Here is a 13954-nt window from a genome sequence, read left to right as displayed (position 1 = left end):
AGTCCTCCTTACTAGAATAATCCTGTGATCTTCCCATTGTTATCCACATCAATATTGTAGGCAGCAGGTGCCTTGGGCAGTCCCGGCATGGTCATGACCGCACCGGTGAGTACTACGACAAAACCAGCGCCGGCAGATACATAAGCCTCTCTTACGTTTAATTCAAATCCGGATGGTCTTCCTAACAGTGTGGGATCATCCGACAGGGAATATTGATTCTTCGCCATACATACCGGCAGATTACCGAAGCCCAGCTCCGTCAGTCGTTTTAACTGCTTTACAGCAGCAGGTGCAAAGTTTACGCCGGATGCACCGTAGATTTCCTTCGCAATTTTTGTGATCTTATCCGCAAGAGGCATTTCATCCTCATAGAGGACATGGAAATCATTCTCTTTCTCTTCCATTGCCTTTAATACTTTTTCAGCCAGAGCGATTCCGCCTTCGCCACCCTTCTCCCATACTTCCGAGAGTGCAAACTCACAACCTCTTGCTTCACAGAAATCTCTGACATAAGCAGTCTCTGCCGCACTGTCCGTGATGAAGGAATTCAGGGTCACAACTACGGGTACACCATATTTCTGCAGATTCTCAATATGTTTCTCCAGGTTGACAATACCCTTTTTCAGGGCATCCAGATTCTCTGCACCCAGATCCGCTTTTGCTACACCGCCATTGTATTTCAATGCGCGAATCGTTGCTACCAGTACAACCGCATCAGGGGTAAGTCCGGCTTTACGGCACTTGATATCAAAGAACTTCTCCGCACCCAGATCGGCGCCGAAACCGGCTTCCGTAATACAATAATCCGCCATCTTCATGGCAGCTTTGGTCGCTCTGACAGAATTACATCCATGTGCAATATTGGCAAACGGTCCGCCGTGTACCAGAGCAGGGGTATGCTCCAGTGTCTGGATCAGATTCGGTTTTATAGCATCCTTTAACAAAGCTGCCATAGCGCCTACTGCCTTCAGCTGACCTGCCGTTACCGGTTCTCCCTGATAGTTATAGGCCACCACGATACGGGACAGACGATCCTTCAGATCCTTCATATCGTCAGCCAGGCACAGAATTGCCATAATTTCACTGGCCACAGTGATGACAAAATGATCCTCTCTGACATAGCCGTCTGTCTTATTGCCCAGCCCCACTACGATATTACGCAGGACACGATCATTCATGTCTTCACAGCGCTTCCAGATAATCTGTCTGGTATCAATGCCAAGTTCATTGCCCTGCTGGATATGGTTGTCCAAAAGTGCTGCCAGCAGATTGTTTGCAGAAGTAATTGCATGGAAATCTCCGGTAAAATGAAGATTCAGTTCCTCCATAGGTACTACCTGGGCATATCCACCGCCGGCTGCACCGCCTTTGATACCGAAACAGGGACCAAGAGATGGCTCTCTGAGAGCGATCACTGCTTTTTTCCCCATTCGTCCGAAAGCTTCTCCCAATCCTACCGTGGTGGTCGTCTTGCCCTCTCCGGCGGGTGTCGGGTTGATTGCTGTTACCAGAATCAATTTTCCATTGGGACGAGCTTGTATTTTTTCCAGAAATTCCTCAGAAAGTTTTGCTTTGTACTTGCCGTAAAGCTCCAGGTCATCTGCATCGATGCCAATACCTGCCGCAACGTTCGTGATCGGTTCCATGACCGCTTCCTGTGCGATTTCAATATCTGTTTTCATATTTTCCCTCCGTTTATTCAGACAGTTCTCCATGTCAGATTTCCTCTAACAACTGTTCAAACTGTTCCATACTCATAAGTACCTTTCTGGGCTTTGTGCCTTCTTCTTCGCCGACCACGCCGTACTCACACAATTGATCCATGATCCTGGCGGCACGGTTAAAGCCGATCTTAAGCACACGCTGCAGCATTCCGATGGATGCCTTATCCTTGTCTATAATAAAACGCGCGGCTTCCTCAAAATATTCGTCTCTGTCGTTGCCACCGCCGGATCCGCTTCCGGAAGAGCCTCCCGATGAGCCGATATTTTTAATCTTTTCTTCTATATCCTCGGCATAGCTGTTATAGACATTGCCAAGGGTCTGATTTTTCAGATAATCCACCACATCGGATACTTCCTTATCCGATACGAAAGCTCCCTGTACACGGGCCGGCTTCGAATAGCCCTGAGGGTAGAACAGCATATCTCCTTTTCCCAAAAGTTTTTCGGCTCCGTTCATATCCAGGATTGTACGGGAATCCACGCCACTGGATACGGAGAACGCCACACGGCTGGGCATGTTCGCCTTTATCAGACCGGTGATGACATCCACGCTGGGTCGCTGGGTAGCAATGATCAGATGGATCCCTGCCGCTCTGGCAAGCTGTGCCAGACGACAGATGGATTCTTCTACCTCGCCGGGACATACCATCATCAGATCCGCAAGTTCGTCCACGATAATAACAATCTGCGGCATCTTCTTAGGCCGTTCCTCTCCATCGCAAACAGGCATGGTCTCTATCTTTTTATTATAGCCCTTCAGATCACGGACATTATAATCCGCGAACTTCCGGTAACGGTCCTCCATCTCACTGACACCCCAATGCAATGCAGCAGATGCCTTCTTGGGATCTGTCACTACAGGGATCAGCAGATGAGGAATGCCGTTATACACACTCAGTTCTACAACCTTAGGGTCTACCATGATCAGTTTTACATCATCCGGATGTGCCTTGTACAAAATACTCATGATCAGAGTATTAATACATACGGATTTACCGGAACCGGTAGCTCCGGCGATCAGCATATGGGGCATCTTGGCAATATCCGCTACTACCGTCTTGCCAGCAATATCCTTACCTACGGCAAAAGCTATGTTGGAATTAAATTCCCGGAATTCGTTACTCTCTAAAAGATCACGGAGTGCTACTGTCATATTTTCTTTGTTCGGGACTTCGATACCGATGGCTGCCTTGCCTGGAATTGGTGCCTCGATACGTATATCCGTGGCTGCCAGATTCAATTTGATATCGTCTGCCAGACCTACGATCTTAGATACCTTTACCCCCTGCTCCGGTTGTAATTCATACCGGGTAACACTGGGACCCTGACTGATATCGGTGATCGTTACCTTCACACCGAAAGTATTCAGTGTCTGTTGCAAGCGCATGGCAGTCTCTTTTAATTCTCTGGAAGAATCTCCCGTAGACGCCTTTCCCTTCTGTAACAGACTCAAAGGAGGGATCCGGTATTCTGCCGCGGGCTGTTTGGCTGCCTTTGCAATATCCTTATGTATCTGGTCTTCCGCCAGGGAATTCCCCTTAGGAGGCTCCGGTGCCGTGATCTTCGGGCGTACAGGGTTCTCAGCCGGTTCTGCAGGTGTCTCCTCATGCTCCGGAATGTCTTCCTTATGGATCCGGATAGCTTCCGCCTGGGGTGTCAGAAGCGCCGCTTCCTCCTGCCAGGACTCTCTGCGTTCAAAAGGCTTTTTAAACGTAGCTACGCTGCTTACTTCCTCCACCGGTATATCTTCATAAGAAGCCTCCCCCACTGCTTCCTGCATCGTCACCTGATGCATATCCGTCACATTGATTTTATCAAAATCACTGGAAGTCACCCGGGTCTCTTCCACTTCAGGAGCTTCCTGTGCATCCTCTTCGTATACGATCTCATGGATATCATCCCGTCTACCGGCAGGCTGTGTATCCTGCTTTTTCAAGGAGGTATCCATCATAACTCCTGTCACCTTTTTCTCTCTGCGGGGGACAGCATTCAGGATCTGTTCGTTCTCTTTCTCCTCAGCGCGAAGTCTTCGCTCTTCTTCACGGATCCGACGCTCTTCTTCGCGGATGCGGCGTGCTTCCTCTCTTTGGGAAGTACGCTCTTCCTGCTCCTGCCTGCGGATTTCGGCATTCTCTCGTCTACGCGCAGCGTCTTCCCTGGACATTTCACGGATCCTGTCGCCACTGTTACGCATACTGTTTAAGAAGGATCGCTCTGTTACCAGGATCAGACTGATCAATGAACACAAAAGCACTACCAGCACTGTTCCTACGGTCTCCAGATAATGTAACAACAGATAACAGATACTGCCTGCGAAAATACCGCCGCCTTTTTTGCCGGTGCTGCAGTTCGTATATAACAGCTTGATATCGTACTGTTCCATGGAACCGGCAGTCTTCGTGATCAGATCGCATACTACACCGATCATTAAAAACAATACGACACCGGCAATCATTTTCCGCACAGCAGTTGGGTTCCCCTCATTGGCGAACCAGAAAGCCACCGCCAGAAATATTACAATAGGCGCAATATACGCAGTGAATCCGAAAATGCCAAATAAGACCCCACTGATTGCATTGCCAACCGGACCGATAATACCAAAATTGCAACAAAATAATATCAACATCGCAACAAACAGGACGATCAGACCAATCTCGTGAAAAAGTTCACTGTCCTGTGCAGATCTCTGCGCCTGCCTGTTGCGGCTGCTCGTCGTACTTTTTCTTGTCCTGCCGGAAGATGATGTTCTTTTGCCTGATGAAGATGCCATGTCATCATACCCCTAACTTTAATGTTAATACGAATATAACTATTCAGAACCGCATTAGTAAAATCGCATCTACGATGCTTTTCTTTTACGTTAGCCTAATAGTCATAATTAGAAGTATATCATTTTTCCACTGCCTTGTCATCCTTTTTTATATTGCTGTCCATCATCTCCCGAAGCTTTCGGATTGCGCGGTCAATCCCGCCCACTTCATCAAGGATACCGTGTTTCACAGCATCTTCTCCTACCAGGATACTGCCAACATCTTTCGTCAGGAATCCGGTCTCCATCATGAGATCTTCCAGCTTCTGCCGGCTGATCCTGCAATGTTGACACACAAATCCCGTAATTCTGTCCTGGATCAGCTTAAAATATTCAAAAGTCTGTGGAACACCGATCACCATACCGTTCGTCCGTACCGGATGTATCACCATAGTTCCCGTTGGGACAATAAAAGAATATTTACAGCTGACTGCTATGGGAACGCCTATGGAATGGCTGCCTCCCAGGACCAGAGATACCGTAGGTTTACTCAACGACGCCAGCATTTCAGCAATGGCAAGTCCCGCTTCCACATCTCCACCCATAGTATTTAACAGCACCAGCACACCGCCGATTTCTTCACTGTCTTCGATTGCCGCAAGCTGAGGAAGAATGTGTTCATATTTCGTCGTCTTGGAATTCCCTGCAAGATTCTCATGCCCTTCCACTTCTCCGATGATCGTAAGCAAATGTATCTTCTGTTCCCCCACATGATCCTGCAGGGTGATCTGTCCGGTTTTTTCGATCCGTTCATCTCTGTGTTCTTCCGCTTCCGCTTTTTCTTTTTCACTTTTCATATCACTCATACTTTTACCGGCCTTTCTTAAAAATAAAAAAGACGATACCTTTTTTAAAGTATCGCCTTTAGTGTGTCCGTTTTTCTGCTTTTCATCACACAATTTTAATGGTCAAAATCATCATCATCCGCTACAGGATAATCAAAATCGGAGACATCATCATTCAATTTATAATCCAACACTTTGGGAACATGTTTTTTCGGAACCGGAAGCGGATTCTCGATCAATTGCACTTTATTGTCCGTTTCTGCAGGAAGCCCTTCTTCCTCCAGATCCTGTATCTTAAGCTGTCGTTTCTTTGGCTTGGTTTCCGCCGTAGGTTCTTCGACTGCTCCCCGGACTTGCTGCAATGCATTCTGTTGTGTAAGCTCATACGGCAGGACAGCCTGTACTCCTGCACCGGCCACCACAGCTATGATCAGATACAGCAAAGTAAATCCCTGCATTTCCGCACTCGTCATTCCATAACAGATCATCCCACCCAGGGAAAGGGCAATTACCAGCCACACGGATTGTCTTTCCAGGCTCTTCCGGCACCAAAATCCAAAAACTCCGATTCCGAGAATCGCAACTACTGCAATGGTTATCGCATTATCGTTTTCAATGGTTACCGGTAATACAAAATTTTCCGGAAGATAGACCTTTCCCCATGCTGCCAGTACATTTTCCATCATTTTACCGCTGCCTACGGCATCTAAAGCTATGGAAAGCAGAAAGCCCGCCAGGCTTCCCACAATTCCAAGGATAGCCGCACCGATTTTACGAGCCAGTCGAATCTTCTCCTGTGTTACCAAAAAAATCACAGAAAATATCGGTAGCAATAATAAAAAACCCATAACATCCAGATATCCCAGAACGCCCGTAGCTACCCCGGCAAAAAAGAAACCGATTACGGAGCGGATCCCCGGTTCAGCTCCCGACTGTACAAAATGATCCAGGGACTCTGCTGTTATGCACAACCCAATCATCCACAGAAGTATGTACAGCGTTTCCGGTCCCAGAATAACCACCTCTGAGATCACCGGGCACAGCATCCAATATGCGAATGTCACCACTGCTGTTACCGCACCCGACATTTTTCTTAATGCAAAATAGAGAAAAATTCCGGACAGGATCTGCAATATCACCTGAAGGATCAGAGCCGCTGTCATTTTATTGCCCAGAAAAACCAGCAGACCATGTAATACCTGCAGATAAAAATATACCGCTCCATGCACCACCTGCGGAATTTGTGTATTCTCAGTAACCATGACGGTATCAAACCAGATATTCCCGCCCCCTGCGGACAGATCATACCGCATGATTTCTCCGGTACGAAGTACAATGCCAGCTGCGATCAGCGCAACCACCAACAGGCTTTCCGCGATCAGTTTTATCTGTTGTCTGTCCTCCGAAAATGGGTGCTTTGTTTTCTCCAAAAATCTATGTAGCAGAAACACAGCCAGTCCTGTCACCGCAAGCCAAACCCCTGTGATAATAAGGGCACCGTACGCAGGCAGGGTCACGGCCATAGCCGTGCCTACCATTCCGGTGCCCACTATTATTGCATAAATGAACCACAATACAACACTTAAAATGCTTTTTTTATAATTCATTATTTCAGTACCTTTTCGATGTTATATCTGGGACGATGTTTTACTTCAATGTAGATTTTGCCGATATACTGACCTACCAGTCCGACGGCCATCAGCTGAATACCACCCAAGAACCAGATGGACAGAATCAAAGAAGTCCATCCCGGTACCACATGTCCGGTGCAATAAGAGATCAGTGCATAGATTGCCGCAAGAATGCTTAATATTACAATGATCACACCGGCTCCCAGGATCATGCTGATTGGCTTCACACTGAAAGAAGAAATCCCGTTAAATGCCAATGCCAGCATTTTCTTTAACGGATACTTGGATTCCCCGGCCACTCTTTCCTTACGATCATAATATACACAGTCGGTCTGGTAACCGATCAGAGGCATCATACCTCTTAAGAACAGGTTCGTTTCCTGATATTTGGAGAACTGTTCTACCGCACGCTTGGACATCAGTCGGAAATCCGCATGATTGTAAACCGTCTTGACGCCCATCATCTCCATAACCTTATAGAACCCCTGCGCAGTGGTACGTTTGAAGAAAGTGTCGGTCTTACGTTCCTTACGGACACCGTATACGATGTCACAGCCGTTATGGAACTTATCGATCATCTCTTCGATCACAGCCACATCATCCTGCAGATCCGCATCGATGGAAACCGTCACATCGGACAGATCCATCGCCGTGATCAGTCCGGCGGTCAGTGCGAACTGATGTCCCACATTGCCTGCCAGCTTCACGCCGCATACCTGTACCGGATGCGCCTGATGTTCTTCTTCGATCAGCTCCCATGTGCGATCCTTACTTCCATCATTAACAAACAGGATAAAACTGTCTTCCGCAATCTTCCCTTTGCGGATCAGATCATCCAGTACCCCCCTCAGTGCTTCGGAAGCGATCTTCAGCACCTCTTCTTCGTTATAACAAGGAACTACAATAGCAAGTTTCTCCATGCTGCTACCCCTACCCTTTCGAATTATTCGTCCCAGTTGTGATAAACTGCCTGAACGTCATCATCGTCTTCTAACAGATCCAGTGTTCTCTGTAAATTCTTCACTGCAGTCTCATCGGTCAGAGTTACATAATTCTGAGGAATCATTGTGACTTCCGCACTGATCATGGGAATTCCGGCATCCTCCAGTGCTTTACGTACCTCTTCGAAACTATCGGGATCGGTCAGGATCTCGAAGCTATCCTCCTCTTCGGAGAAGTCTTCCGCACCGGCATCCAGTGCTGTCATCATCAGATCATCCGCTTCCATATCACACTCTTCCTTGTCCACGATGATCTGGCCCTTTTTATCGAACATAAAGGATACGCATCCGGGAGTACCTACGTTACCCTGTCCCTTGGTGAATGCGCTTCTGACATTTGCAGCGGTACGGTTGGTATTGTCGGTAAGTGCATCTACGATGATGGCGATACCGTTGGGACCGTAACCTTCGTAAGTCACGTACTTGTAGTTCACATTGCCTACATCGCCGGCTGCCTTCTTAATACCGCGATCGATAGTATCATTTGGCATGTTGTTAGCCTTAGCTTTGGCGATAACGGTAGCCAGTTTAAAGTTGTTAGCAGGATCGGGACCGCCCTCTTTTACAGCGACTGCAATTTCACGTCCGATAATCGTGAAAATCTTACCCTTTGCTGCATCGTTTTTCTCTTTTTTATGCTTAATATTAGCAAATTTTGAATGTCCTGACATCTTTGTTACTCCTTTGAACTTAAAGTTTCTTTCTCTTTGTATGCGCAACGCCTGCGCAATAACGCTTTTTTTATCATAGCATTATTTTTGTTTTTCTTCAAGCACTGATTGTCCGTCTTCTGCATTCTCCTGTGTTTTTATCTCCGGAAGCTTTTTGACGAGGACACTTCCGATCATTTTTTTGACCACGGAAAGGATCTTGAAATTATATCCCTTATAGTCCACATCAAACTGCTCGTCCGGCTCCGGGATTCTGTCCAGTCTGGAGATCAAAAAGCCGTTTAACGTCTCGAATTCCTCCTCATCAAAGGTAATGTCTAAAAGCTCTTCCACTTCCTTAAGCGGTGTCTTACCTTCCATGACATATTCGCCTTTACCGCGGTTCTTGATATATTCCTGGTCTTCATCGTATTCATCCATGATATTGCCGACGATCTCCTCCAGGATGTCCTCCATGGCGATCAAGCCGTCGGTCTGACCGTATTCGTCTACAACAATGACCATCTGAAGTTTTTGGGACTGCATCTCTTTGAACAGTTCATCAATATTTTTGGTCTGAGGCACAAAATAAGGCTCTCTGAGCAACCCATCCAGCTTCGCAATGGGCACATCCAGCTTGTCATCGCTGATGTGGAACCTCATGGCATCCTTCAGATGTAAGATACCGATGATATGGTCAATATTCTCTTCATACACCGGATAGCGGCTGTTCTTACCTCCCAGCATGGATGCAATGGCATCCTTTAACTTTGTCTCGCCGTCGATAGCTACGATACTTCCGCGGTGTGTCATGATGTCCTGGGCTTCCTTGTCCCCGTATTCAAAAATATTTGAGATCATCTCTGCTTCACTTGCCTGGATGACACCCTGCTCATGACCTTCCTGTACCATGTTGATGATTTCTTCCTCGGTCACATCATTTTCATCTGTGTTATTGCGGACACCAAAGAGGAATAATATTCCCTTTGCAGTCAGATTTACCAGCCCCGTCAAAGGAGATAAGAGTCTCGTAATCCAAAAGATCGGATCAATGCAGGCATATGCCCACTTTTCCGGTTTTCTGGATGCCATTTTTCTCGGGATCAGTACTCCGAAGGTCAGCAGAATATAAATCATGGCAACAAAAGACAATACCGTTGCAATCCCGGAGATCACTCCCGTGGGAACATTTTGAAGCGACAATCCGCCGACATTGATCACATGCAGGCTGTCGTCGATCGTCTGCAGCCAGATATTCAGGTAAAAGGCACCCATTAGAATATTGATCAGCGTAATGACTAACTGTACCGTATTGATATAGATCCCCGGACGGCTGACCATCTCAGAAAGCCGCACCGACCGGCGATCCTTTTCTTCCTCTGCTTTATGTAAGATCTCTTTTTCATTGAGGTTGTCAATGGCAGCATCAAATCCGTAAAAAAACATATCTACCAATAGCAGCAGGAAAAAGAGAAATATGGCCACAGGCCCACTGATATCCATCGTTCATTTCATCCTTTCGTATTTTAATTCTTTTATATATCCTCTGGATACGCAGGGTATCAGACTATGTATCCAGTTCCAGACTTACCTTCAGTGCCCGGTTCACTCTCCGCATAATGTCACCGTCGAGATGACATACTTTATCCTTTAATCTCTTCTTGTCAATGGTGCGCAGTTGTTCCAGAAGCACTACCGAATCCTTATCCATATCATAAAGACGGGCATTTAATTCAATGTGTGTAGGCAGCTTCGCCTTATTCATCTTTGAGGTGATTGCAGCGCAGATCACGGTAGGACTGTGTTTGTTGCCAACATCATTCTGGATGATGAGCACCGGTCTGATCCCGCCCTGTTCCGAGCCGATCACCGGCCGCAGATCCGCGTAATAGACATCTCCTCTTCTCATTTCTACTCCTTATATCAGCGATTTAGGATAAGTATTGCCGATTCTTACGGAGTTATACGAACACTTTTGATCCGTCAGAAATTTTCAAAATAGTCTCTTACTTCTGTAATCTCACCATGCTGTATGTAGACCCTGGGAATTCTTTTCCCCAGATCACAGACAAATTCATAATTAAATCTGCCGGAAAGTTCTCCCAATTCTTCCGCGGTGATCCGCTCTGTACCGTCCACACCGAGAAGCGTTACTTTGTCGCCATCCATTGCTTCCGGAATCTCCGAAACATCTACCATGAACTGATCCATACAGACTCTTCCGAGGATCGGTGCCTTCTTCCCCCGGATCAGTACATAGCCTTTTCCGGACAGACTTCTGGGATAACCGTCTCCGTAACCTACAGGGATCGTGGCTACTCTGGTATCCTTCTGTGCCGTAAACAGCCCGCCGTAGCTGACGCTCTGTCCCGCATGAATCGTCTTACAGTATACAATATGACTGTAGAGAGACATGGCTGCCCGTAAGGGTACAATATCCTTGCTCACTTCTTCGGAAGGATACAGACCGTAAGTAGTGATACCAGCACGGACCATATCCATATTCGCCTGGGGCATTTCCAAGATTGCCGCACTGTTGGAGCAGTGCTTGACGGGAATAGTAAGCCCCAGCTCTGTCTGTATTCTATCGATAAAATTCTGAAAAAGTTCCAGCTGATGGTATGCAGAAGTCTTATCTTCTTCATCGGATTTGGCAAAATGGGTGAAGATGCCCTCCACTTCCAGCTCCGGATGTCCCATAAGGAATCTGACGAACTCCAGTCCTTCCTCATCCGGCGTAATGCCGATTCTTCCCATGCCGGTATCTACCTTGATATGAACCTTTGCCTTCTGTCCGACCTTTGCCGCTGCTGCGACCAGCTCTTCCACCGTATCCCTGCGGTAGACTGCCGGGCGGATCTCCTCCCGGATCAATTCTTCGTAGCAATAGGGAAAAGTATATCCCAGGATCAGGATCGGTTTCTTCACGCCTGCTTCTCTGAGTACATGTGCCTCTTCATAAGTGGCTGCCGCATAGCCGAACATGAAGTCCAGCTGCTCTAACATTTTCGCGATGGGAACACCACCATGACCATATCCGTCCGTCTTAATGACAGCCAGTATTTTCGTCTTCTCCGCAATGTTTTCTTTCATATGGACCATATTTTCCCAGATGGCATCCAGATCCACTTCCGCCCATACCCGTTGATAGGACTCTAATTTTTCCTGCAGTTCTCTCGTCATATTTTCACGCTTTCTTATTTTGATTTTTTATCAGACATTCGGCGATATCTCCCGCCATCACACCATATTCGGTATGAAGTCCGGCCGCCAGATCTCCTGCCATGCCGTGCAGATATACGCCACAGGTCGCAGCCTCCGGGGCATCCATTCCCTGCGCCAGCAATCCCAGGATCACGCCGGTCAGCACATCTCCGCTGCCTGCCGTAGCCATTCCGCTGTTGCCCGTGGTATTCAGATAGCAGGCTCCCTGTTCCTTACATACCACAGTCCTCGCATCCTTGGCAACTGCTACGGCATGAAATCGTTTGGCCAGTATTTTCGCACATGCGGGGAGGTCGTCCTTGCACTCTGAGGTCGTCCGTTTTAGAAGTCTTGACAATTCCCCCACGTGAGGTGTCAGAAGGATCACTCTGCCTTCCGCACCCTGGGCGCGCAGTTCTTCTGCCAGCATCCTGCCGTTCTCCTCTGCCAGGAGGTTTAGGGCATCTGCATCCAGCACCAGCGGCTTCCTGCTTCTCTCCACCACGGTCTTCAGACATTGCAGTGCCTGTTCTTCTCTGCCGATGCCGGGACCAATGGCGATGACATCCGCCCAGTCTAAGCTCTCTGTCAGCTGTCTGCAGGAGCCATACAACGCTTCCGGAATCCCCTGCTGTATGATCTGTCTGTTCTCTTCCGCGGTAATCACCTTTACCATGCCGGCTCCGGTACGATAGGCTGCTTTCGCCGCCAAAATGGCTGCACCCGCCATGCCGTTACTTCCTGCAACGAGCAGTGCTTTGCCGAAGGTTCCTTTGTTCCCCGCAGCGTTTCTCTTAAGTAACTGTACGGAGCCTTTCTCATAAGTGTACATTTCTGGTTCCTGTCCTAAGAAGCTCTCCTGTCCGATCCCCACATTCGCAGTCCGGACTTCTCCGGCGTATTCCGCACCGGGATACAGTACCAGTCCTCTCTTACAGAAACCAAAGGTAACCGTGACATCCGCCAAAAATGCACAACCCAGCACTCTGCCGGTATCTGAGCAGATACCGCTTGGCACATCCAGTGCCAGCTTAAATCCTTCTGCCTTGTTCATCTCTTTTACGGCATCCGCATAGTTTCCCTCCACAGGGCGGCTTAATCCCACGCCGAAGAGGGCGTCTACAATTACATTATATTCATCCACCGCAATATTACTGTCTGTCTTCACCGGAAAATGTTGCAAAGTCTGCCACTGCGATTTCCACTGCTTGGTAGCTCTCTGCATATCTCCCACGCATTTTACCGCGACTGCGTATCCGTCCGCCGCAAGAAGTCTTGCTAACGCCAGGCCATCGCCGCCATTGTTCCCCATACCAGCAAAAATGAGCACTTTCGTCCGTTCTTTCACGGCATCAAAGCGCTCTTTTAGAAAATCCTCCGCTGCCAGAGCCGCTCTCTCCATCAGGACCGGCCCCGGTATGCCGAGGTACTCTATGGTATTCTTATCGTATTGCTTCATTTCCTGTGCAGTTACCAGATATTTCATACTATTTTTGCTCCGGATTATATTTCATGTCAAACAGATTGACCACCTCTGCACCAAAGATGTCATGCATGTAGTTATAGATCTCCTGATTCTGCTGTTCCATCTGCTGTTTCTCGATCAGACGTTTTTTCAGTTCAATGCGGATCGCGCCCACCCACTCTGCAGTCTCATTGATCTGTTTGTCATTATCCTTCATAATATCATAGCAGCACTCCATAGTAAACATCATAAGCTGAAGATTTAATCTTTCGATCTCCCGGGGGAGATCTTTCAGCTCATCTTCATAAGCATCCAGCTTCTCGTTGCACTCCTCGATCAGGCGCTTATGCTCTTCAATCTTCTTGTTTATCTTGCTGTTCTCTCCCTGCTGTTCCGCCTCATCCACCATAGGCACGATTTCTTTCATCAGCTTCTTTTTCAGATTACGGATGTCCTTCGACTCCGTATTAAGCTTTCCCTGTCTTTTTAACAGCTGGTTCAAGGCATCCTCTGTCTCTTTTAACGGAACAGAACCGGTCTTATTCAGCAGCTTGTACCACTTATTATCCAGGGTGAGTACGGGCAGACGCTTTCCGGCAAGTGCACTTTTGAAGGCTTCCTGCCGGTTCCTTGCATTTTCTCCTGCGTTATCGTTGCCCATAATATCACTCCCTTTATGCCTTAC

General features: G+C 47.7%; 11 protein-coding genes. All 11 read right to left on the bottom strand.

The features are described 5' to 3' along the window. Positions 1–11 precede the first annotated feature (11 nt). Positions 12–1682 carry a formate--tetrahydrofolate ligase gene (locus tag H9Q77_RS07815; protein WP_249327075.1) on the bottom strand — a complete coding sequence of 557 codons (1671 nt, stop codon included), beginning with the start codon at positions 1680–1682 and terminating at the stop codon, positions 12–14. Between the two features lie 34 nt (positions 1683–1716). Beyond that, positions 1717–4494, bottom strand: a complete 2778-nt coding sequence (locus H9Q77_RS07810) for an FtsK/SpoIIIE family DNA translocase (protein ID WP_249327074.1) — start codon at positions 4492–4494, stop codon at positions 1717–1719. 119 nt (positions 4495–4613) lie between these two features. Next, the gene (locus tag H9Q77_RS07805) at positions 4614–5339 is read right to left on the bottom strand and encodes a ClpP family protease (protein WP_249327073.1); all 726 of its coding nucleotides are present in this window, start codon (positions 5337–5339) and stop codon (positions 4614–4616) included. 95 nt (positions 5340–5434) lie between these two features. Then, positions 5435–6925, bottom strand: a complete 1491-nt coding sequence (locus tag H9Q77_RS07800; protein WP_249327072.1) for a hypothetical protein — start codon at positions 6923–6925, stop codon at positions 5435–5437. Beyond that, on the bottom strand, positions 6925–7869 hold the full coding sequence (locus H9Q77_RS07795) for a glycosyltransferase family 2 protein (RefSeq protein ID WP_022155127.1): 945 nt from the start codon (positions 7867–7869) through the stop codon (positions 6925–6927). The genes H9Q77_RS07800 and H9Q77_RS07795 overlap by 1 nt, the downstream gene beginning before the upstream one ends. 23 nt (positions 7870–7892) lie before the next feature. Then, positions 7893–8621 carry a YebC/PmpR family DNA-binding transcriptional regulator gene (locus H9Q77_RS07790; RefSeq protein ID WP_118692969.1) on the bottom strand — a complete coding sequence of 243 codons (729 nt, stop codon included), beginning with the start codon at positions 8619–8621 and terminating at the stop codon, positions 7893–7895. 81 nt (positions 8622–8702) lie between these two features. Beyond that, the gene (locus H9Q77_RS07785; protein WP_249327071.1) at positions 8703–10103 is read right to left on the bottom strand and encodes a hemolysin family protein; all 1401 of its coding nucleotides are present in this window, start codon (positions 10101–10103) and stop codon (positions 8703–8705) included. Between the two features lie 64 nt (positions 10104–10167). Continuing rightward, positions 10168–10509, bottom strand: coding sequence for a type II toxin-antitoxin system PemK/MazF family toxin (locus H9Q77_RS07780; protein ID WP_022155129.1), 342 nt, complete (start codon positions 10507–10509; stop codon positions 10168–10170). 74 nt (positions 10510–10583) lie between these two features. Next, positions 10584–11783, bottom strand: a complete 1200-nt coding sequence (alr, locus tag H9Q77_RS07775) for an alanine racemase (RefSeq protein WP_249327070.1) — start codon at positions 11781–11783, stop codon at positions 10584–10586. Positions 11784–11787: 4 nt separating this feature from the next. Next, on the bottom strand, positions 11788–13290 hold the full coding sequence (locus H9Q77_RS07770; RefSeq protein WP_249327069.1) for an NAD(P)H-hydrate dehydratase: 1503 nt from the start codon (positions 13288–13290) through the stop codon (positions 11788–11790). A 1-nt stretch (position 13291) separates the two neighbouring features. Next, the gene (locus tag H9Q77_RS07765; RefSeq protein ID WP_118692973.1) at positions 13292–13930 is read right to left on the bottom strand and encodes a hypothetical protein; all 639 of its coding nucleotides are present in this window, start codon (positions 13928–13930) and stop codon (positions 13292–13294) included. Positions 13931–13954 lie beyond the last annotated feature (24 nt).

The sequence above is a fragment of the Simiaoa sunii genome, assembly GCF_014337175.1.
Classification (GTDB): Bacteria; Bacillota; Clostridia; order Lachnospirales; family Lachnospiraceae; genus Acetatifactor; species Acetatifactor intestinalis.
This window is presented reverse-complemented; position numbering and strand designations above follow the sequence as displayed.

What these genes read in the sequence shown, in the direction of transcription:
- H9Q77_RS07815 (WP_249327075.1), bottom strand. Translation starts at nt 1,682, where the DNA reads ATGAAAACAGATATTGAAATCGCACAGGAAGCGGTCATGGAACCGATC.
- H9Q77_RS07810 (WP_249327074.1), bottom strand. Translation starts at nt 4,494, where the DNA reads ATGGCATCTTCATCAGGCAAAAGAACATCATCTTCCGGCAGGACAAGA.
- H9Q77_RS07805 (WP_249327073.1), bottom strand. Translation starts at nt 5,339, where the DNA reads ATGAGTGATATGAAAAGTGAAAAAGAAAAAGCGGAAGCGGAAGAACAC.
- H9Q77_RS07800 (WP_249327072.1), bottom strand. Translation starts at nt 6,925, where the DNA reads ATGAATTATAAAAAAAGCATTTTAAGTGTTGTATTGTGGTTCATTTAT.
- H9Q77_RS07795 (WP_022155127.1), bottom strand. Translation starts at nt 7,869, where the DNA reads ATGGAGAAACTTGCTATTGTAGTTCCTTGTTATAACGAAGAAGAGGTG.
- H9Q77_RS07790 (WP_118692969.1), bottom strand. Translation starts at nt 8,621, where the DNA reads ATGTCAGGACATTCAAAATTTGCTAATATTAAGCATAAAAAAGAGAAA.
- H9Q77_RS07785 (WP_249327071.1), bottom strand. Translation starts at nt 10,103, where the DNA reads ATGGATATCAGTGGGCCTGTGGCCATATTTCTCTTTTTCCTGCTGCTA.
- H9Q77_RS07780 (WP_022155129.1), bottom strand. Translation starts at nt 10,509, where the DNA reads ATGAGAAGAGGAGATGTCTATTACGCGGATCTGCGGCCGGTGATCGGC.
- alr (WP_249327070.1), bottom strand. Translation starts at nt 11,783, where the DNA reads ATGACGAGAGAACTGCAGGAAAAATTAGAGTCCTATCAACGGGTATGG.
- H9Q77_RS07770 (WP_249327069.1), bottom strand. Translation starts at nt 13,290, where the DNA reads ATGAAATATCTGGTAACTGCACAGGAAATGAAGCAATACGATAAGAAT.
- H9Q77_RS07765 (WP_118692973.1), bottom strand. Translation starts at nt 13,930, where the DNA reads ATGGGCAACGATAACGCAGGAGAAAATGCAAGGAACCGGCAGGAAGCC.